Annotated in this window: 14 protein-coding genes; 12 read left to right on the top strand and 2 right to left on the bottom strand. The window is 40.8% G+C overall.

Annotated elements, in window-relative coordinates; all coding sequences use genetic code 11:
• Positions 1–49: 49 nt before the first annotated feature.
• Together nikA and CBE70_RS05785 are read right to left on the bottom strand one after the other, a co-directional pair.
• Positions 50–1624 carry a nickel ABC transporter substrate-binding protein gene (gene nikA / locus CBE70_RS05790; RefSeq protein WP_100158599.1) on the bottom strand — a complete coding sequence of 525 codons (1575 nt, stop codon included), beginning with the start codon at positions 1622–1624 and terminating at the stop codon, positions 50–52.
• Positions 1625–1635: 11 nt separating this feature from the next.
• Positions 1636–2421, bottom strand: coding sequence for a class I SAM-dependent methyltransferase (locus CBE70_RS05785; protein WP_100158598.1), 786 nt, complete (start codon positions 2419–2421; stop codon positions 1636–1638).
• Positions 2422–2765: 344 nt separating this feature from the next.
• On the opposite strand from CBE70_RS05785, the gene CBE70_RS05780 reads away from it, so the two are divergent.
• From CBE70_RS05780 to CBE70_RS05725, 12 genes are all read left to right on the top strand, one after another.
• On the top strand, positions 2766–4271 hold the full coding sequence (locus CBE70_RS05780; RefSeq protein ID WP_100158597.1) for a vWA domain-containing protein: 1506 nt from the start codon (positions 2766–2768) through the stop codon (positions 4269–4271).
• A gap of 580 nt (positions 4272–4851) precedes the next feature.
• Positions 4852–6327 carry an SrfA family protein gene (locus CBE70_RS05775; RefSeq protein ID WP_198585694.1) on the top strand — a complete coding sequence of 492 codons (1476 nt, stop codon included), beginning with the start codon at positions 4852–4854 and terminating at the stop codon, positions 6325–6327.
• A 3-nt stretch (positions 6328–6330) separates the two neighbouring features.
• Positions 6331–9315: a virulence factor SrfB gene (locus tag CBE70_RS05770; RefSeq protein WP_100158595.1), complete on the top strand. Its 2985-nt coding sequence runs from the start codon at positions 6331–6333 to the stop codon at positions 9313–9315.
• Positions 9312–12026, top strand: a complete 2715-nt coding sequence (locus CBE70_RS05765; RefSeq protein ID WP_100158594.1) for a putative virulence factor — start codon at positions 9312–9314, stop codon at positions 12024–12026. Before CBE70_RS05770 ends, CBE70_RS05765 begins: the two co-directional genes overlap by 4 nt.
• Before the next feature lie 3 nt (positions 12027–12029).
• Entirely contained in the window at positions 12030–13040 is a 1011-nt protein-coding gene (locus CBE70_RS05760; protein ID WP_100158593.1) for a hypothetical protein, read from the top strand.
• Between the two features lie 9 nt (positions 13041–13049).
• Positions 13050–15053 (top strand): vWA domain-containing protein, encoded by a 2004-nt coding sequence (locus CBE70_RS05755; RefSeq protein ID WP_100158592.1) that lies wholly within the window; start codon positions 13050–13052, stop codon positions 15051–15053.
• Positions 15053–15745, top strand: a complete 693-nt coding sequence (locus tag CBE70_RS05750) for an ABC transporter ATP-binding protein (RefSeq protein ID WP_100158591.1) — start codon at positions 15053–15055, stop codon at positions 15743–15745. Before CBE70_RS05755 ends, CBE70_RS05750 begins: the two co-directional genes overlap by 1 nt.
• A complete protein-coding gene (locus CBE70_RS05745; RefSeq protein ID WP_157925994.1) occupies positions 15726–16961 on the top strand; it encodes an ABC transporter permease in 1236 nt (411 codons plus the stop codon). The genes CBE70_RS05750 and CBE70_RS05745 overlap by 20 nt, the downstream gene beginning before the upstream one ends.
• Entirely contained in the window at positions 16951–18504 is a 1554-nt protein-coding gene (locus tag CBE70_RS05740) for a formylglycine-generating enzyme family protein (protein ID WP_198585693.1), read from the top strand. Before CBE70_RS05745 ends, CBE70_RS05740 begins: the two co-directional genes overlap by 11 nt.
• Before the next feature lie 24 nt (positions 18505–18528).
• Entirely contained in the window at positions 18529–19212 is a 684-nt protein-coding gene (locus CBE70_RS05735; protein ID WP_100158589.1) for a hypothetical protein, read from the top strand.
• A 17-nt stretch (positions 19213–19229) separates the two neighbouring features.
• Positions 19230–19718 (top strand): hypothetical protein, encoded by a 489-nt coding sequence (locus tag CBE70_RS05730; RefSeq protein WP_232797366.1) that lies wholly within the window; start codon positions 19230–19232, stop codon positions 19716–19718.
• A 257-nt stretch (positions 19719–19975) separates the two neighbouring features.
• Positions 19976–20527 (top strand): Ail/Lom family outer membrane beta-barrel protein, encoded by a 552-nt coding sequence (locus CBE70_RS05725; protein ID WP_100158588.1) that lies wholly within the window; start codon positions 19976–19978, stop codon positions 20525–20527.
• Position 20528 lies beyond the last annotated feature (1 nt).

Here is a 20528-nt window from a genome sequence, read left to right as displayed (position 1 = left end):
TTGATATTACGTGCCTCACTTATTTTGGTTAATCTCATTGATGCATTAATTAAGGCTTAAAGCGCATCTTTTCAAACGGTATTTCATATTGAGATGGATTAAAGCCCACATTTTCTAATTCAGCGCGATGAATCGCCTTAGTACGCGAATAAGTTAACGGAATATAGACCGCTTGCTCGGCTAATGAGGTAAACAAAGTCTTATAGAGTTCCTGACGACGCGCTTCATTAGGCGTAATTAATAATTCGCCAATCATTGCATCCAATTGGACTTTATTTGCCAACCCTTTTTGTCCTTGGTAATCCGCATGAGCCGGTATTCTAAAGGATGAAACAAAAGAAGCAGGATCGTAAGGTGTTCCCCATGAGAGTGAATATTGTAAATCGAACTCACCATTTTTTTGTCTATCTAAATAGGCTTGTTTCTCTTCACCTAAAATCGTTAAACCGACACCAATCTTTTTAAAGTCATCTTGAATAAGTTCAGCTATCTCTTTCTCAACAGCATTATTCACATTATAAGAGAGCAATAGCTGTAGTTTCTCGCCTTGTTTCTCACGAATAATTTTACCTTTTGGTAATACCCAGCCTTCGGCTTCTAATAGTTCAATCGCTTTTGTTGGTTGATAAGCATAAGTTGGGGAAACAAAATCACAGTAAGGCACACTGCGCGCCATTAAAGTATCAGCGACTTTTTCGCTACCCGCTAAAATACCTTGCGCAATTCCTTCTTTATCAACCGCATATTGTAATGCTTGGCGGACTTTTTGGCTGGATGTCATTACACGGCTACTATTGAGCACAATCGCACGAGAAGCGATTGGTGCACTCATTTCGGTTTTGAATTTATCTGATGCCATAAGAGCTTCAAATGAATCCATATCTAACATGTCGCCATCTGCGCCAAAAATAAGCTGAATATCCCCTTTTTGTAGAGAAAGTAACATGGTTTGTCTATCGGGGATCACTCGCCACATCACGCCATTTAATACCGGCTTCTCTCCCCAATAATTTGGGTTAACTTTAAACTCAGCATATTGGTCTTTTTTATGCTCAGTTAATACCCAAGGCCCTGTACCAATATAGTTCGCAACACCCGTTTTTGTTTTGCCATTAATAAAAGAATTTGGCGAAATAAAGCGGAATGGGCGAGTTAAACCCAATTCAGTTAATGTTGGGTAGTAAGGGTTTTTTAGATTTAATTTAACTGTGAATTCATCAACAATTTCAACACTATCAATCTGACGAACTAACTCTAACCACGCATGACGTTCATAGTTGTCTAGCACAGCTTCAATATTTAATTTTACTGCTTTAGCATTAAAGGGCTCGCCATCGCTAAAAGTTACATCATGACGTAAAAAGAAAGTGTAGCTTTTTCCATCAGGAGAAATATCCCAACGCTCCGCTAAATAAGGTGCAACACCTTTTTCGGTATTTAATACAAGAGATTCAAATACCATATTTTGAGCCGCCATCTCACCAGAGTAGAGATGCGGGTTAATATCACGAATATCTTTTGTGCTGGCATAATCCAACATATTATTACTTTTATCGGCTAATGCGGGAAAAGCACATGCAAGTGTTAATAATAGTGTTGGGAACACTGAAAATAAGGGCTTCACGTTATTCTCCTTTAATTATCTATTCTTTGTTTTTGTGCGTGGATCATAAACATCGGTGTTGAACCATAATTGATTTTTTCTTCTTCGTTCCACACAAAATCACCAATACGGGTGTCAATCATATATCGGCTAAAACCAATCTCTAACAGAGTATTAATATCCCATTGTGGACGTTTAATTTGACTTAATGGTAATTGGCGAGCGATTCGTTCCATCTCTTTGGTATCTGTATTGACGTAGTGATCTTCAACTTGCTTTTCAATTGAACGCTCTCTATCTGCCACAAAACCTTGCCAGTAATTCTCATCAAAGAGATGTAAATACCAGTTAGCATCAAAATTAATCAAACTACCACCCGGTTTTAATACACGAAACCACTCCGAATACGCTTTTTGAGGCGCTTTTAAATTCCATGTCACATTGCGACTAACCACTAAATCGAATTGTTCACTGGCAAAAGGCAGTTGGTGTACATCACCGCGAATAAATTGAATATTTGCCTTATGCGTTTGCGCATTTTGTTTCGCTTCCAGCAACATCCCCTCAGTGGCATCAATTGCCGTGACATCATGACCCGATAACGCTAATAGAATGGCAAAAAAACCCGGCCCCGTTCCAATATCAAGCACTTTTAAGGTTTCACCTTCTTTGATATGCCCCAATAACAGATGACGCCATTTCTGTTGTTTCTCGCTCAGTAATTCCTGTTGATTAGACTCACTATAACTTTCAGCTCTGATATTCCAGTAGCGAGTTACATCATTAAGTAATTGGTTATTATTTATTTTATTTATCATCAGAAACCTGCTGTTATATCAACGTAAAGAGAGGAATAAATTCCCCTAAAAGCGAATGATTTGGCTATTTTTTAGTGTGGGTAACATACCTTGTAATGCCTTGATGCTCTATGTGCTATATCAATATTCATCCGTACTCAATAAATAAGCAAATGGATTATTTCCCCTGTTAAAATAGAGAAATAAATTGAGCGAATTTAGAAATAAAACTTAATTTTGTCTTATATTAAAAAAGCGAACGCTTTAATTTCACCTTTTTTATAAAACCGTTATAGTCAATAATATTGCTATCTTAAATTGCTTTCTTTAAACGAATATAGCCGTCACATAAGGCTCTCTAAAATATGAATCGAATCTCACGATTAACGGCTGATATAACCCGCGCCGATTTTGCCTTAACATATCAACAGCAATTACTTCAATTGCTGACTCAACACTTTCCGACTAAGTATCGTTCTCTATTTGCTACCCCAGAGAAAAAATCGGATGACGTGATTGAATGGTATTCTCCTGTTTCTGGTAATCCTGTCGCCTTAACGTCGCTACAAGGACAAGAGCAGCAAGAAATAAGACGTATTTTAGATGAACGCCTTAACGATATTAAAACGCAAACGGCGCTATTAGCATCGCAAAATAGAATTACGGATGAAGAGCGCCATCTTTTAGATACAGCATCAACGCTACCTGATAGCGAAAGTGTCTATATTATTAATGGGCAACCCGTTATTACATGGTGGCCACGCACAACACCATTGCCGCCACCTATTGCACAAGTCACCGCTGGTGCAAGTGCTGCCGCAGCAGGTGCCGCACTCGCTGATGTACCGGCCAAAACACGCAATCGCTGGCTACGTTGGTTATTACTGCTGTTATTTTTGCTGTTTTTGGTCTTACTGGCATCTTGGCTGAAAGGCTGTTTTGATCCGAAAGTAGTTCCTCCTGTGGTTGAAGAGAAACCTGCCGTTATCATACCGCCAAAACCAGAGCCTGTTCCTGAGCCAGAGCCAATCCCTGAACCCGTACCAGAACCTATACCAGAGCCTATTCCTGAGTCTGTACCAGAACCTGCACCAGTGCCCAAGCCTGTGCCAGTGAAAAAACTCACGCCACTAGAAGCTTGCGTACAAGATGAATTGAAAAAAACGGGAGTCACAGAGAAGGTAGCAAATGCAACCTGTGAAAATCGCTTAGCCAGTAAAATTAAACAAATGTGCCCTGCTGATCGTCCACCAGAATTAGCACCACAGGTCATTCTTATTTTTGATGCTTCTGGCTCTATGGCACTTAGTATGAATTTAACGGAGAGTGATTTAGACTATATCGCTTCAACTGGACAACTTTTCCCAGGTTATGATGCCGAACCTCGACGGATCACAACCGCAAGAAACGCAGCAATAAAAATCATTAATAACATTCCGTCAGATATGAAAATTACCACCGTTGTGGCATCTGACTGTGGTGTTGTGAAATCAAGCCCTACTTATGGTGGTAATGAAAGGTCAAAATTACTCAGTTACATTAAGCGCATTGAACCCGATAGTGGCACACCATTAGCCGAGTCTATCAAGCGTGCAGGTAATTTAATTAGAGACAATAATCGTGACACTATTATTGTGTTGTTATCAGACGGTTTAGAGTCTTGCGATCAAGACCCATGTGCCGCAGCCAGAACCTTAAAGCGCGCTCACCCTCGCGCCGTCATTAACGTGGTAGATATTTTAGGTACAGGCGCAGGTAACTGTGTGGCAAATGCAACAGGCGGTAAAGTATTCACGGCACGTAATGCTAATGAAGTCACTTTAATGACTCGAAAGGCAATTGAAGATTATATTCCAAAGAACTGTAAATAATGATTGATTACTGTTTCTAATATTTAATTCACCCTCTTTGGTTTCACATTGAGGGTGAATTTTTTCACGTATGACGTGTATTTTATTATTATATTGAAGTTGACAAGCTCTATATCTTATCTATTTAAGAGCATTCCTTAATTAGGTATTTTTTCCTTTTTTTATTTCCTCATTATTCAAAATAAACCTATTTTGTGATTATTATCACAACAGTTAGATGATCATTAATAGTTTATTCTTTTATATTTTGTCTTTTTTTTCTTCTATTTCATTATTTTTTAATGTAAAACTCAATATCTCGGTGATTTAATCCATATATTTAAGAAAATATAGCGCAACCTGTAACGTCATTATTTAATTATCATAATCGTTATCTTAATATTCCCTCTTTCACTCAAGAAAAATAAAAAAGCCTTTAATAATAATCAGTTAATCAACCCTAAATAATCCGCTAGATAGACACCCAATTTCTGATAATATAAAATGTATATCAATTTTGTATCTTTATTTTTAGCCTTAAAGCCTATTTACGGATAAGCCAACTTACCCATAGATAATCTTGCCTAGCGGAATGATCGTCGTGAATAAAGCATTCTTACGAAGTGGTAAATTAGAAAGTTACCTCCCTATGGGAGAAAATGGACAGGCTGTTTATATCTCAGCACTGCAGTTGCGTGAAACTCTGCGTTTAAGAGGAAAGGCACATATTTCTCAATGTCTTGCTATTCCTCAGCCAAATGAAACTGGCGAACGCATTGACTGGTATTCACCGATTGACGGCTCTGTTATTCCTTGGTCTGCGGCTTCAGAAGAAGAGCGTACTGCCGCTTATGCGCTACTAAAAAAGAATCAAGATGATTTAATCGCCTTTAGCGAACAAGAGCAGCAAAGGGCTGGAAATAAAGAAAGTCAGCTTTTTGGTGCCCTGCTCAGTAAAACTATCCAATTTCCTGACGAAAACCATATTTTTATTGTTGATGGACAGCCAATCATTACCTTTTGGGGGTTTGTCAGCGCCAATCAACAACTTAGAGTTGACCCTGTCGCTTGCTTAAAGCCAGTTGCTGCGCCAATCGCACCAACATCAACAGCGGTTCCACCAGCACAAGAAAAAGTCATCATTACGGACACTAAGCGCCCTTGGTGGCGTTTCTTATGGTGGCTGTTACCTTTATTATTGCTTCTACTCGCTATTTTCTTTTTAAGAGGCTGTTTCTCAACGCCAGCGTTACCTACGGTCGATATTAAAACGCCAAATATTGAAGCGCCTAAATTGCCAGATCCTACGCTTGAAAAGCCGAAAGTCCCTACTGTGGTTACTAACAGTCACACAGTCGGTGTGCCAACAGGCACTGTTCACACTGGAACATTAGGTACTGTAGATGCGAATGGAAATGTGATAAATGGCACTGACGGTAACAGCACAGTGGTTGATCCTAATACGGGTTTGCCTGTGGTTGATCCTCAAACAGACAATAACCAAGGTGCATTGCCTGAAGGAACATTGCCTGAAGATGCGCAACAACCGAATGTACCGCCAGTTGATCCGGCTGCACAAAATGAGCAACCGAAAACAGATAACACCCCAAATACGGGAAATGAGAGCAACACGCCTAACTCTCCGGTTGATCCCAATGCACCACCAGATGTCACACCACCTGTGACAGCAGATAACACAACACCACTGACCATTCCTGCGAATGCGTTAGCGAATGGCTCAACTCAATTCCTAAATGGTCAATGGAAAGCAGGAGCAGGAATTCAAGATCAAAAAACAGGTAAACCACTGAGCCTGAATTACCAAATTGATAATGGTAAAGGACAAGTCGTCATGACACGCAGTGATGGCGTGACCTGCAAAGCACCTGTCAATGCAGCCGTTAATCAAGGCGGATTAAATATTAATAACCAAGGTCAAGCTCTGTGTAGTGATGGTTCAAACTATTTGATGCCAAATATTATCTGTCAACCAGGAAGCCAAAATATTGCTGATTGCCAAGGGAAATATGAAAACAATCAGCCATTCCCATTATCAATGAAGCGGGAGAATAACTAATTCATGTTAGCGCCACTGACCGATTATAAAGATAAAATTACCCTTATCCGAGACAGTAATATTCAGTTTCTGGATTTTGGCTTTAAGCTACCACAGCGCAAAGAGTACGGTGAGTTTGTTAAAAAAGGCGAAAACGGCCCGTTAATGCGACTCATCTATAATGAACGAGACGATAACTATCTTTATCCTGCACCTAAAAATCAGCCTCAAACACCGAGAGAAGCTGAATTTAGCTTCTCTCTTGAAGAGTCATTAACGCTATTAAATGACACATGGCTACCCGTGCCATTTTTCCGTTTTAATCCACCACGCGCATTCTCTCAAGGCCCTGATAACTGGGTAAGAATGATGTTCCATCAACTGCCAGAACCAGATGAAGATGGACATACACACCGCGTTGTTGTGGCATTTGATACTCGAATTGAGCCGAATCGCACTAATACAGCTTATCTGGCACCAAACGAAGAAGATGTTCGCTCAGGTGTTGCTTTTGCGCTGGCCTATTTAGGCTATGAAGTTGAGAACTTCCTTGAAACACCATGGATTGATGGTTGGTTAAAGGAAGTCTTTAGCGAAAGAGCGCTGGCTGTGACCAAAATGTACCATGATGAACTTGAAGATGCGCTCAAAGAGTTTCAACATCAGGCACATTATCTCAATTTACTCAATATCTTAGGTGAGAAACTCCGCTTACCTGAAATCAAAATTAACGAAACCAAACCGCAAGAGCCAGCGATTGAAGTTGACCTTATTCTTGATGTGGGTAACTCACGTACCTGTGGGATCTTAATTGAAGATCACATCAATGATAACAAAGGGTTAACGCAACTCTATGAAATGACGCTGCGTGATCTCAGCCACCCTTATCAAATCTATAATGAACCATTTGAAAGCCGTGTTGAATTTGCGCAAGCGGAATTTGGTAAACAAGATTTTTCAGTTAATAGCGGTCGAAACAATGCCTTTATGTGGCCTACCATTGGTCGCGTTGGCCCTGAAGCCAATCGCATGGCAGCGCAACGCTTAGGTACTGAAGGCTCAACGGGTATTTCAAGCCCTAAACGCTATTTATGGGATGACTCGCCGTATTCTCCGGGTTGGCGCTTTAGTCGCTCTTTTGGTCAAACAGACAGAGAGCCACTGGCGACTGCTGTACCGATGACTTATCTTTTAAACGATCACGGTGAACCGTTATTCCGTTTAGAGCCAGACTTTCGCATGCCAGTATTTACGCCAAACTATACTCGCAGTTCATTAATGACCATGATGTTAACCGAAGTGTTAGCGCAGGCATTAACACAAATGAACAGCCCAGCTCAACGTCTTAAAATGAGTCACGCAAGTGCGCCTCGTCAATTGCGCAATATCATTTTAACTATTCCACCTGCAATGCCAAAACCAGAGCGCGCTATTTTTGAAACGTGCATGGAAAACGCATTAGGGCTAATTTGGAAAGCAATGAATTGGGACCCAACCGACGAAAAACTGCGTTTTGATGGTAAAGATGCGCAATGTCGTATACCGATGCCAAACATCCATGTGAAATGGGATGAAGCCACTTGTGGTCAGCTAGTTTACCTCTACAACGAAACACAAATTAAATTTGGTGAGCGTACTGAAGCCTTTTTTGCCAGCCAAGTGCGGGAAGATAACCGCGCATTAACGGGTGATAGCACATTAAAGATTGCCTCAATTGATATTGGTGGCGGAACAACCGATCTCGTTATCACTCGCTATAAACTGGATACAGGTACCGGTAGCAACGTTAAAATTATTCCAACACAGTTATTCCGTGAAGGATTCAAAATTGCAGGTGATGATATTTTATTAGATATCATCCAGATTTGTGTATTGCCTGCATTACGCACAGCATTAACGGATGCGGGTATTTCTGATGCTGATGCGCTGATGTCTTCTCTTTTTGGGAGTGAAGGTTTAGATGCGGGGCAACAAGTGTTGCGCCAACAGCTTACCCTACAAATCTTTAATCCGATTGGGTTAAATATTTTAAGCCAATATGAAAACTACGATCCATTAGTTCCTCATGAAGGCATTAACAGTACTTTTGGTGAGTTACTTAACGTTCTACCGACAGAACATGTACGTCGTTATATTGATGACGCAACCAATAAAGAGCTCGGTGGTGGCGAAAGCTTCTCCATTTTAAATGTGCCTGTACAAATTAACTTTGCGCAACTGCACGCTGAATTTATCTCAGGTGAACGTATTAATATCACACGTAGTTTAAAAGCGCTGTGTGAAGTGCTTTATTACTACTCTTGTGATGTTTTACTGCTGACGGGTCGCCCTTCTCGTTTACCGGGTATTCAAGCACTATTAAAAGTATTACAGCCTGTACCGCCTTCTCGTATTCTGCCATTACATGGCTACAAAACAGGGGGTTGGTATCCATTCAACAAAAAAGGCCGTATTGACGATCCAAAATCAACCGCGGCAGTCGGTGCGATGTTGTGTTTAATGGCTGAAAATGCACGTTTGCTCAACTTCTACTTCTCGACAGGTAACTTTAAAACTTACTCAACAGTACGTTATTTAGGAATGTTGGATAACAACAACACTATTTCCGATAATGACGTTTACTACCGTGATATTCAGGATAAATTTGAGCCTGATCCTGATACCTATTTTGAAGTCAGAGGCGGAATACGCTTAGGTTTCCGTCAATTAGATAATGCCCGTTGGCCAGCGTCTCCACTTTATACCTTACGCATTAAAAATCCGAAATTGGCACAGCAACTTAGCCAAGAAGACAGCGTATTGCATATCAAACTGGGAGAAGAAAGAGGTGCCTCCGGCCATAATGATGACAATAAATCTGAAAAATTACGTATTGAAGAGATGGAGCTTATTAATGGCAAAGGTGGCGTTAATAAGAACGGTTTAAGTTTCAAACTCAATACGTTAGCAGATAGTGGTATTGGTGAAACATCCTATTGGCTGGATAGCGGGAGTGTATTAGGTAAATGAATATGATGGATGAAAAACAGTTAACAGCCAAATGGGATGCCATTTATCAAGGCGCAGGTAAAGCCATTGATTGGGTAACGGCAGTAAGAGGTAATGCACCTCGTTTAAACACCGAAGCCGATAGCCTTATCTATCGCCTGCGTCGTAGCCGTAATATGGCGAAAAATCTCAGCTTAGCAACCCAACGCCCAATGTCTGTGGGCTTTTTTGGTCTGTCTCAGGCAGGAAAATCGTACCTGATTTCAGCGCTTGCCGCAGGGCAAGAAGGTCGATTAAGAACGAGCATGTCAGGTAAAACCCTTGATTTTATCGACCACATTAACCCGCCTGGTGGTGGCAAAGAGGCAACGGGTTTAGTCACTCGCTTTAGTCGCAGCACCACAAAAGGTACGCAAGCGTTTCCTGTCGAGCTACATCTTTTCAGCGAAATTGAGATAGTTAAGATTCTCGCCAATGCTTACCTGTATGACTTTAATCAGGAAAAAATTGAATTTGAATTAGATGACGAGAAAATTTCTCGTTTAATCAGTTCATTAAGCACACAATGCAGCGCCACGCCTGTTGCTGGTATTACTCATGATGATGTTGTTTCATTATGGGATTATCTGCAACGCCATGCGGAAAAAAGCCAGAAAAAATTGGCGGCAACCTATTGGCCTAAAGCAATTGAATTAGCGCCTTATCTCAGTATTGCGCAACGCGCTAAGCTCTTTTCTGTTTTATGGGGCGATATTGCAGAGCTGACATCCGCTTATCAACGTTTTAGTACCACACTTGCCTCTTTAGGTAATGCATCTCTTGTTTTGGCTCCGCTCTCATCTTTAGTCAAAGAGCAAGACGGCGAGTTAGTACAAGAAGACAGTATCATGAACGTGGATATGCTAGAGCGTCTCAATACTGCCAATGATAGCCAGATAAGCATTTGTCCTGTTCATGGCGATCGTATTGATGCTCCTGTTACCCTTTCGTTAGCAGAGTTAACTGCACTGACCGTTGAGTTAGTCGTTCCGTTATTAGATGCGCCAAGTAAAGCCCTGTTTGAACACGTTGAGCTACTCGATTTTCCGGGCTATCGCGGTCGTTTAGGCGTTGAAACCATGGCAGATGTACGTCGTCAGGTCAACGATGACAGTGCTAACCCTCTGGCACAGCTCATTCTTCGCGGTAAAGTTGCCTATCTGTTTGAGCGTTATACCGATAACCAAGAGATGAATGTGTTAGTGGTGTGTACTGCATCAAACAAACAATCAGATGTGAAAGAAGTTGGTGCTGTCCTCACAGAGTGGATCAATAACACACAAGGTAAAGATGCATTAACGCGCGCTAAACGCCCTTCTGGTTTAATTTGGGCAATGACCATGTTTGATATGCGTATTACCAACTCTTTAACCATGAATGAAGCGTTATTACGCCAATCATGGGGTAAAGGTGGCATGATCAAAATGGCCATGTTAGAGCGCTTTGGTCAATATGAATGGATGTCATCAGATTGGATCAATGGTGAAGCCTTTAATAACACTTTCTTAGTGCGTAAACCGGGTGTACCTACCCCATTTATTCAAATCAGTAATGGCAAAGAGACTGTCTTAAACGAGGACAGTGTTTCACAGTTACATCTGATGAAAAAAACCTTTGCTGAAGACGAAACTGTCCAACGCTATATTCGTGAGCCAGACCAAGCATGGGATGCAATGTTGTCGCTTAACGATGGCGGTATGCAACGCCTTGCCGACTACCTTGAAACCGTGGCGTTAAAATCACTGAAACTTGAACGTATTAGTGAGCAATTGCAAGAAATTCAACGTGATTTAATCGGTCATCATCTTGAAAAATGGTATCAATCAGGTGGTGAAGAAGAGCTTCAAGTCAAACGCCGTAACGCAGCCACTATTTTACGCTTTATGCAAAGTCGCCCTTATTTACAAGGTGCTTTACTGGATTACCTGTTGCCTTCTCGCAAATCACTCTACGACCTGTATATGCAAGAAAAAGAGGTTATTGAGACGCTTTCAGATAATAAAAAAGCGACTCAAGCGCCAGTTTCTGCCTTCGCGGCTATGGAGCAACCAACTTTCGATCTCTTTAGCGATGCGCCAATTTCTCTAGAGCCAGAAGAAAATGAAGCCCCTAAAGGTCACGGCAATGAAGTGACCTATCCTAAAAAAGTGATGGCATTATGGATAAATCATCTGCGTAGCCTGCCTGATAACAATACCTTGTTAACCTATTTGGGTATTGACCAAGAAATTATGGTGCTGTTAGTTGATGAGCTTATCACGGCGATTAATCGCCTAGGTGTTGAACAACGCATGTTGAAAACCCTTGCTGGGACTGAAGCCATTGCTCGTCGTGATGACTTAGCCGAACAGCAATCATCTCGTGTTTATAATGTACTGGGTGATTTTATTACTTGGTTTAATTTCAAAGATAACGGTGTTGAGAAGCCAGATAGCAAAATCAATGTCGGTCATAAAATCTTTGAAAGACCCGATAACACTAGCGTGCAATGGGGTGATGATGAGCGTTTAGTCCGCTTACCTACCAACCCTGTTAACTACACCCTTTTATTTGTGATTGATTGGCTTATCGCTTTATCAGCGATTATTACTGAGAATGCGGGGCATTCTGCGGGAAGAGAGATCAGTGCTGAACAAAACGCACTATTAGGCCAAATAATTCAAACCATGAAATCATCCGTCGTGGAGTCATAATTCGTGTTTAACCCAGAATTAAAACCCGTACAACCTGCTCGTCCCGGCTTTGCGGTATTAAGTATTCGTAATTGGGACGGTGACGCTTCCCCCGTTTATTTAAGCATTCAGCGTAACCAAGATCGCTATTTCTTAAATGATAAAGGGGAATGGGTAGGTAATGCCTTTTTCCACCAGCTTTCACTTGAAGATGCTGATGACGGTTATCAAATCGTTCTTGATAAAACGTTGGTTGATCCCCTCGTTAGCAACTTACAAATGGCATATCAATTTACGTTAAAAGACGATAATGAAACACAAGATATCGGGCGATTACGTATCCGTGATGGCGTATTAGCCTCACAAGCGCAAGGTCAAAGTGAAGCATTAAAATCAACAGCAACATTAGATAATCAGCCTGTTCCGCCAGCGCCTATTGTTGAAGAAGCGCCACCAGAGCCAGAACCTATCAAAATTGAATCTGAAGAACCAGAGCCGATTATCCCTGAAATTAAAGTAGATGAACCGCCACAGCGACCAACACCACCCGCGCCGAAAAAATCAAAAATTGGCTTAATTTTAGCCATTATTTTGATCTTAATTTTAGCGGGTGTCTTAACATGGTTCTTCTTATTAAGAGGTAATCCTGCTGGCGAGCCTGCACCACAACCGACACCAGAACCCGCAACCCCAAGTGTGTGTAGTGTTGAAAACATGAAATCGGGTACTGCATTAGCCTTTGTACAAAGTTGCATACAAAGCCAACCAGATAGCAAAACTATCCTTGCAACGATCTCACTCGCAAAACAGAACAATCAATGTGATGTTGCTCAGCGCTTATATGCTTATAAAGCACAAGCAGGTGATGTTGAAATCGCGCTGAATTATGCTCGTGAATACGATCCAGAAACCGCATCCACACAAGGCTGCTTTAGTGCAGACAAAGAAACGGCTATTTATTGGTACGAAGCGGTTCTAAATCATGACTCACAAAACAGTGACGCAAAAGCGCGTCTTGAAGCTTTGAAAAAATAGGAAAGTCGCATGAAAAAGGCGCATTGGCTTACTCTTATTCTCAGCGGTTTAATTCTAACAGCGCCAGCAAGTGCTGAAGAGAAAAAACCGCTACTACAAGAGGGTAAAAAGACCCTCTATCAACGTGTATTAACTTATCCAGGTTGCCAAGTTGCTGACACTGTTGGCGCAAAAGGTAAAGAGCAACCTGCATTTAGCCGCTTTTATGTTTATCAACGCCAAAAACAAGGCGCTAATGAGTGGCTACAAGTTGGCCCAGATAGCTTAGGTCATATCAGTGGTTGGATGAATGCAAGTTGTACATCAGAGTGGAAAATGCAGTTAACACTCGCATTTACTAACCCTGCGGGTCGTAACCCAATGCTGTTTTTCAAAGATAAGCAAACGGTTGAAAGCTTACTTGAAAGCCCCACCCCGGAAAAACAGTACAAACCTTTTTTAGCAGATATCAAAAACCAAAAAGTGAATCCGGCTGTTTTAGCAAAAGAGCCTGATTATATGATTGATCAGAAAAGTAATTTCTATCTATTGCCTGTATTAGGCTCAGATGAAGTCTTTACTGATGCGGGCTATAAAGTGCGAGTGCTCAATGTGGCTTCTGTCTCTTCTCAAACCAAAGACAGCAAAGACGCACAGAATGCGAATGCAACAGCAAACAGTACAAAACCAGCAACACCTAACAGCAAAGATGCTGACAATATGATGCAAGGTTTTTCTGCTGCCGTAGTGTTTGTTATCGACTCAACAATCTCGATGGATCCTTACATTGATAGAACCAAAGAAGCGATTCAAAAGGTTTACACGCAAGTCGAAAAAGACAACATGTTGGATAAGGTCAAATTTGGCTTAGTGGCGTTTCGCTCTAATATCAAAGCCGTACCTGCATTGGAATACGACAGCAAGATGTTTGTAAATCCCAATGATGTAAAAGATGGCCCTGATTTCCTGAATAAAGTTAAAGAATTACGCCAAGCTAAAGTCTCAAGTAGTCGTTTTGATGAAGATGCTTATGCTGGTGTAATGCAAGCCCTCGATGATGTTGATTGGACTCGCTTTGGTGCACGTTACGTTATTTTAATCACCGATGCAGGCGCATTAACGGGAGATGATCCTCTTTCATCAACTAAGCTCGATGCTGAACAAATTCGCCAAGAAGCCGCTTATCGCGGTGTTGCTCTTTATACACTGCATTTAAAAACACCATCAGGTGCCAAAAATCACGCTTCTGCACAAGCACAATATGAAGCGCTAACTCTTAATCCTTTCTTACACAAGTCACTTTACTACCCAATTAATTCAGGGGATATCAATAGCTTTGGTCGAATGGTTGATAGTTTAGCAACCGCTGTAACGACTCAAATTCAAACGGCTTATCGTGGAGAAGCGGCTGTAGGTAGTGCATTAAATGCCGATCCTGCTTATAGCAAAGATAAAGAGACAGATACCTTGCTTAACGACGCACACGATTTAGGGTATGCCATGCGTTTAGCCTACTTAGGTGAAAAACAAGGTACTAAAGCCCCCCCTGTGTTTAAAGCATGGATAAGCGACCGTGACTTATTACAGCAAAATATCCCAACTACAGAAGTCCAAGTTTTACTGACTAAAAGTGAGCTGAGTGATTTAAGCGATGTCATGAAAAAAATCGTTAATGCAGCTAATGAAGGTCTAATTTCACCAGACAATATGTTTGCGGATTTACGTTCGATTGCTGCTACCATGGGTAACGATCCAAATCAAATCAAACAAGGTTCAGCAACCAAATTAGGCGAAATGGGATTACTCGGTGAATACGTCGAAAATCTCCCTTATTTAAGTGAGGTACTTGGTTTAGATGAAGAGACATGGAAAAGCTGGGATGGTTTAGAGCAAGAGAAATTCATCCGCCGACTCAATACGAAGTTGCAATATTATCAACGCTATAACGAAGATGTTGATCGTTGGATATCCCTTGCACCACAAAGCGATCCTCGCGATCACGTTTATCCTGTTCCACTGGAAAACCTGCCTTAATGATCCAGATTGAAGGCATGGCAATTACGCGTGGTGATGCGCAACATGGCTTTCGTGTTGCGCTTCCTTCATTGACTCTTGAGAAAGGGGAGATCGGTGCGCTAACGGGCTTAAGTGGTTGTGGTAAAAGTACCTTATTGGAAATGATTGGGCTGATTTTACGTCCCGATGGATTAACCCATTTTCAACTCGGTGATGATTTAATTATCACGCAAGCGGTGTTAAGTAATGAACAAGCTCAGCTCGCATCATTACGTGCTGAAAAATTAGGTTTTATGCTCCAAAGTGGTGGGTTACTTCCCTTTTTAACCGTCATGCAAAATATTCAATTACCGCGTAAAATGCTGGGATTAACACCGCACTCCGCTTGGCTCGATCACGCCATTGAGCATCTGCAATTACACCCTTTACTTAATCGCCTTCCTCGCCAGCTCTCCATTGGTGAACGTCAACGCGCTGCATTTATTCGCGCAATCGCCCATGAACCGGCTTTATTACTTGCTGATGAGCCAACAGCCGCTCTCGATCCTCATAATGCACAAGCGTTGTATGCATTGATTGTGGAGATGGTAAAGCAACTCGATATCTCTGCGTTGGTTGTTAGTCATGATTGGTCTTTAGTCGAGCGTTTTGAATTTAGTCACTATCATGCACAACTACAAGGGGGCGGTAGTGTCTTTATCAAACAATAGCGCCAGTCCTAATCGCCTTGGCTTACTCAGTTCACTCGCTTGGCGTGACTTAATTTATGATCGCAAAGTTGCACTCTGTATTGTGTTCTCTTTAGTCTCAGTTATTGCACCACTGTTACTGCTGTTTGGACTAAAAAACGGCATTGTGACACAGCTTCACAACCAACTACTAAATGATCCTCGTAACCTCGAAATACGTATGTTAGGCAATGGTAATTATCCACAAAGTTGGTTTAATGATGTTGCACACAAAGAAGAGGTTCGCTTTGTTATCCCATTAACACGTAGCTTAAACACACAAGCCGATATTGTGATTAATGGACAACACTTTATTGATAATGCTGAAGTTATCCCGACGGCAGAAAACGATCCTTTATTAGAGGGTGTTGCTATTCCCCAAAATGCAGACACTTTAGTGCTTTCTGCCAATGCGGCACAGAAACTAGAAGCGAATGTCGGCGATAGTGTGCGCTTATTTATCAGCCGCAAGCTTAATGGCGTTAATGAACGAGCCAAACGCACCTTTACTGTCGGTGCCATTATCAGTGATAGCAAATTTCCAAGAGCAGCAGCTTTTGTTTCTCTTGATGTTTTAGTGGCAATGGAAGATTACCGAGATGGTTATCAAGCACCTCTTTTTGGCGTAACACAAGGCACTGAAGCGAAACCAAGAACCCAGTTTGCTAAAGCTCGCCTTTATGCAAAAAATTTAGATGCCATTGCCCCATTAGATGATTGGTTTAGACAACAACACATCGATGTGATGACACAAAAAAGCCAAATAGATTCTGTAAAAGCAATCAGCTACGTTCTTAACGTTATTTTTTCCGTGATTGCTTGGGTATCTCTATTAGGCTGTATTGCCTCATTAATTGGCGCATTCCTTGCCAATATTGACCGTAAACGTAAAGACATGGCAGTACTGCGCCTGTTGGGTTTTCGTCAATTTGCAGTCTCTTTATATATTGTGTTGCAAGCACTGTTATTAACGAGTATTGCCTTTATTTTAGCCCTTGGGCTTTATGGCATCGGGAGCACCTTATTTACCACATTATTAGGCACACATTTACCTGAACAAGCCTTTGTTTGTCAGTTAACATTTTGGGATTTATTGATTGCCATGTGCAGTGCCTTACTTGTGGCTTTAGTGGTGGCAAGCATTGGCGCATTACGTGCCGTTTCGATTGAACCTGCGGAGAGCTTACGTGAAATTTAATTTATCGCTTTTAACTTTATCATTCGCGCTGTTATCTAGCAGTTTTACCGCATCTGCCAAATGGGACGATAAATTCGTTAACCCAAAAGTATTGCCTGATGATGTGATCTTGCCTTTCCCTTGTGAAGGTTCAATGGTTTTTCGTCAAGTCACCATCCCCTTAAGCCAGCCATTACAAGATTATAGTGTGACCCTAGGGCAAGAGGGTGATGAATGGGGTTATTTAGAACAATCACGAGCAGAACATATTGCGGGCAGCTTTCCATTAAAAGGTAAAGAAAAAGGCCGTTACTACCTTATGGCAAAATACCCCGTTACCGATCTGCAATATAACGCCATGCAAAGCGTGATTAACGGTAAAGAGTGCCCTGTTGCTTCAAATAAATTACGTTTACCAAAAGTGAACATCAGTTGGTATGAAGCGATGCAATTTGCAGATCAATATAACCAATGGTTAAGAAGCAAACATCCAGAAGCATTACCCGTTGAAGATGGCGCAAAAGGTTTTGCAAGATTACCAACAGAAACTGAGTGGGAATTTGCGGCGCGTGGTGGCCTAAAAGTCTCTGCCTCCGAATTTCGCGATGTGCGTTTTCCAATGCCAGAAGGTACCAAAAATTATATTTGGTCAGCCGGTAGCCAATCCGCTAATGGCTCATTACAACTCACCGGTTTGTTATCACCCAATCCACTAGGCTTACATGACATGTTAGGTAATGTCGCTGAAATGATGTTTGAGCCTTTTAGATTAAATAAACTCGACCGCTTACATGGACAAGCTGGTGGATTTATTGTGCGCGGGGGAAGTTATCTCACCCCAGAAAGTGATATGCGCAGTTCATGGCGTCAAGAAGAGCCTTATTACACCAATACAGGTGCAAATAAAAACAAATACACAGGCTTTCGTTTAGCGATTGTTGCCCCAGCATTAACATCACGCGACAAAATCAAAGAGATAGAAAAAGAGTGGCAACAATTAGGTAATGAGAAACCCGCTAATAAATCAAAAACCCATAGCGATAATTCCATTAATAGCCTGAATACGCTATCAACCCAAGTCCAAGATGAAGCGTTGAAAAAACAATTAGCTGAATTGAAAAATACATTACGAGCAAATGCACAACTGCGTGATGAGCAACGTGATCAAGCTATCCGTACTTCACTGCAATTAGGTGCTTTTTTATGTACCAAATTAAAAGATGATGGCGAGTTTTATGATCGATTAATCGCACTGCATGAGAAAAACTGCCCAGCAGGCACGAAAGATGCCACATGTGAACGACGTCAAGAACAAGTCAACGAACATAAAAAAACTCTCGATTTTGTCGTGAGTTATTACGCAGACACATTAGTCGATATGGCAACAACGTATGATGCTTCTTTAGTAAAACCACAAATTGACGTTGTACGCCAATTGATGGAAGCCAGAGGCAAATCAAATTTAAATACGTACCTTTCAACGTATATGAAAGGACTCCAAGGATATTGGGCTAACGGTAAAGTTTCACGGAACGAATGGCTTGAAGCGTGCAAAAAACAATAACAGAGACTTTGGGATAGGTGTGGTATGAATAAAAAACTTATGGCGGTACTTAGCATTAGTACTTTACTTGCCTTATCAGGGTGCCAAAGTAATAACGGTACTGATCCTCGTTTGAAAAACAACAGTGATATGGAGTTTTTCAGCAAATCAGGTATTACGGCTTGTGCGGGTGGTGCCGCTATTGGCGCATTAGGCTGTTTAGTCTCAAATTCCAGCAATAAAGGCGCATGTATGCTCATTGCTGCTGTCGCGGGTTGTGGTGTCGGTATTGGTGCCAATGCCTATTTAGACAATAAACGCCAAAATTATGCGACAAAAGAAGAGATGCTCAATTCGATGATTGCTGATATTCAAAATGAAAATCAGCGCTTACAAAGCGCTTCTAACACAGCGAAAGCCGTTATTGCTGATGATAAAAAGGCCATTGCCAAAATTCAGCAAGATATAAAACAACAACGCTTAAATAAAGAAGCCGCAGAGAAACAACTCAAAGGTATTGATGCCAATATTGCAGCACTTCGTTCGCGCTTAGCAGATATGAAAAAACGTGAAGGTGAATGGCGTGATATCGCGGCTCAAAGTCGCCAAGATGGCTTAAAAACCGCACAGCTTGATAAACAAATCAATGGGATGAAGCAACAAGTTGCCTCTTTACAAGAAGAACTTGATAGCCTTTATACTCAACGCACAGCAATAAGACTTAGTTAACGTTAAAAAGGATGATAATGAAACTTTTACCTCTTTCCCTTGTTGGCATGACCTTACTATTAAGCGGTTGTGTTACCAATCCCGCTGATTGTGATCCAACAGCAGGTGATGTTAGTATAATTACTAAGTTTAACTGTAATTATTCAGGGACTTACGACAATCGCATCGAGCAAAAACAAGCTATTCTAGCAAATGAGAAAGCATTAAATACAGAGTTTAAAGCGGTTCTTGCTGCCATCGAAAAAGAAAAGCAACAAACCAATGCGAACCTCAAAACCCAACAAGCAAACCAACGTACATTAAATCAATCCATGACCAATCTGTTAAATCAAATTCGCCAAAAAACCAAAGGGCAAAATGATATTCAAAAACAGATCAATGAAATTGATAAACAAATGAAAGCGGCACAAAATAACCCTTCAAAATCAGTTATGCAAAAACAACTCGAATTAGATAATTTACAAAATCAAGTACTCAGCCTACAAAGTGACTTAGGGCTTAAATAAGCCTAAAAAGGCTCTCTATTATTATTTAGAGAGCCTTTTTCTTTGTTTTCATTCTTGTTTTTTTATTTATTTCCATGGTTATTTATATTACAAAATATATTATTTATACAACATTAATAATAATTAACAGACCTCTTTAAGAAAACAACCACATTTAAGTTAACGTGCTATTTTTTATTCCATTAAAAATGGACTCATCACTATAATCCCATCGCTTAATAACGCATTCTTATTATTTTAATTATGGGATATAACTAATGAAAACAAAATTACTATCAACTTTATTTATAGCTGGTTTATTAGCGACGTCTTCTGTTTATGCTCAAAACGATTTTAAATTAGATAAAACCACACTTTCAGCAGGTTATGCACAAGTTAAAATGGAAGGCCAAAATCCTATGCATGGTGGTGTTTTCTCTATTCGCCAAGAAATTAATTCACAATTTGGTATTTTAGCCACAGCAACTTATGCCCAAAATGAATATGATTTAAATAAACCTATTAATACTTTCTTTAAAGACGTGAATGCACGTTACTATTCTGTTATGGCTGGCCCTACCTTACGTTTAAATGATTTTATTAGTGTTTATGGCGCGGCAGGCATGAGCCAAATTCAATTTAAATCTGAAAGTTCAGAACTAAAAAAATTAAAGAAAAATACATTTAGTTGGGGCGCAGGTTTAATCATTAATCCAGCAGAAATGGTTTCTATTTCTCTCGGATATGAAAATAGCCGTTTTAAATTTAAAAACACAGATAATCGAGTAATTTTAGATGGTTTTATTGCAAATATTGGTTATCGTTTTTAAT

This window comes from Proteus columbae (assembly GCF_002777965.1).
Taxonomy (GTDB): domain Bacteria; phylum Pseudomonadota; class Gammaproteobacteria; order Enterobacterales; family Enterobacteriaceae; genus Proteus; species Proteus columbae.
The sequence above is the reverse complement of the archived record's forward strand: the minus strand, read 5'-3'. Positions and strand labels throughout refer to the sequence as shown.

What these genes read in the sequence shown, in the direction of transcription:
- CBE70_RS05785 (WP_100158598.1), bottom strand. Translation starts at nt 2,421, where the DNA reads ATGATAAATAAAATAAATAATAACCAATTACTTAATGATGTAACTCGC.
- CBE70_RS05735 (WP_100158589.1), top strand. Translation starts at nt 18,529, where the DNA reads ATGAATAAAAAACTTATGGCGGTACTTAGCATTAGTACTTTACTTGCC.
- CBE70_RS05725 (WP_100158588.1), top strand. Translation starts at nt 19,976, where the DNA reads ATGAAAACAAAATTACTATCAACTTTATTTATAGCTGGTTTATTAGCG.
- CBE70_RS05770 (WP_100158595.1), top strand. Translation starts at nt 6,331, where the DNA reads ATGTTAGCGCCACTGACCGATTATAAAGATAAAATTACCCTTATCCGA.
- CBE70_RS05780 (WP_100158597.1), top strand. Translation starts at nt 2,766, where the DNA reads ATGAATCGAATCTCACGATTAACGGCTGATATAACCCGCGCCGATTTT.
- CBE70_RS05730 (WP_232797366.1), top strand. Translation starts at nt 19,230, where the DNA reads ATGAAACTTTTACCTCTTTCCCTTGTTGGCATGACCTTACTATTAAGC.
- CBE70_RS05755 (WP_100158592.1), top strand. Translation starts at nt 13,050, where the DNA reads ATGAAAAAGGCGCATTGGCTTACTCTTATTCTCAGCGGTTTAATTCTA.
- CBE70_RS05765 (WP_100158594.1), top strand. Translation starts at nt 9,312, where the DNA reads ATGAATATGATGGATGAAAAACAGTTAACAGCCAAATGGGATGCCATT.
- CBE70_RS05750 (WP_100158591.1), top strand. Translation starts at nt 15,053, where the DNA reads ATGATCCAGATTGAAGGCATGGCAATTACGCGTGGTGATGCGCAACAT.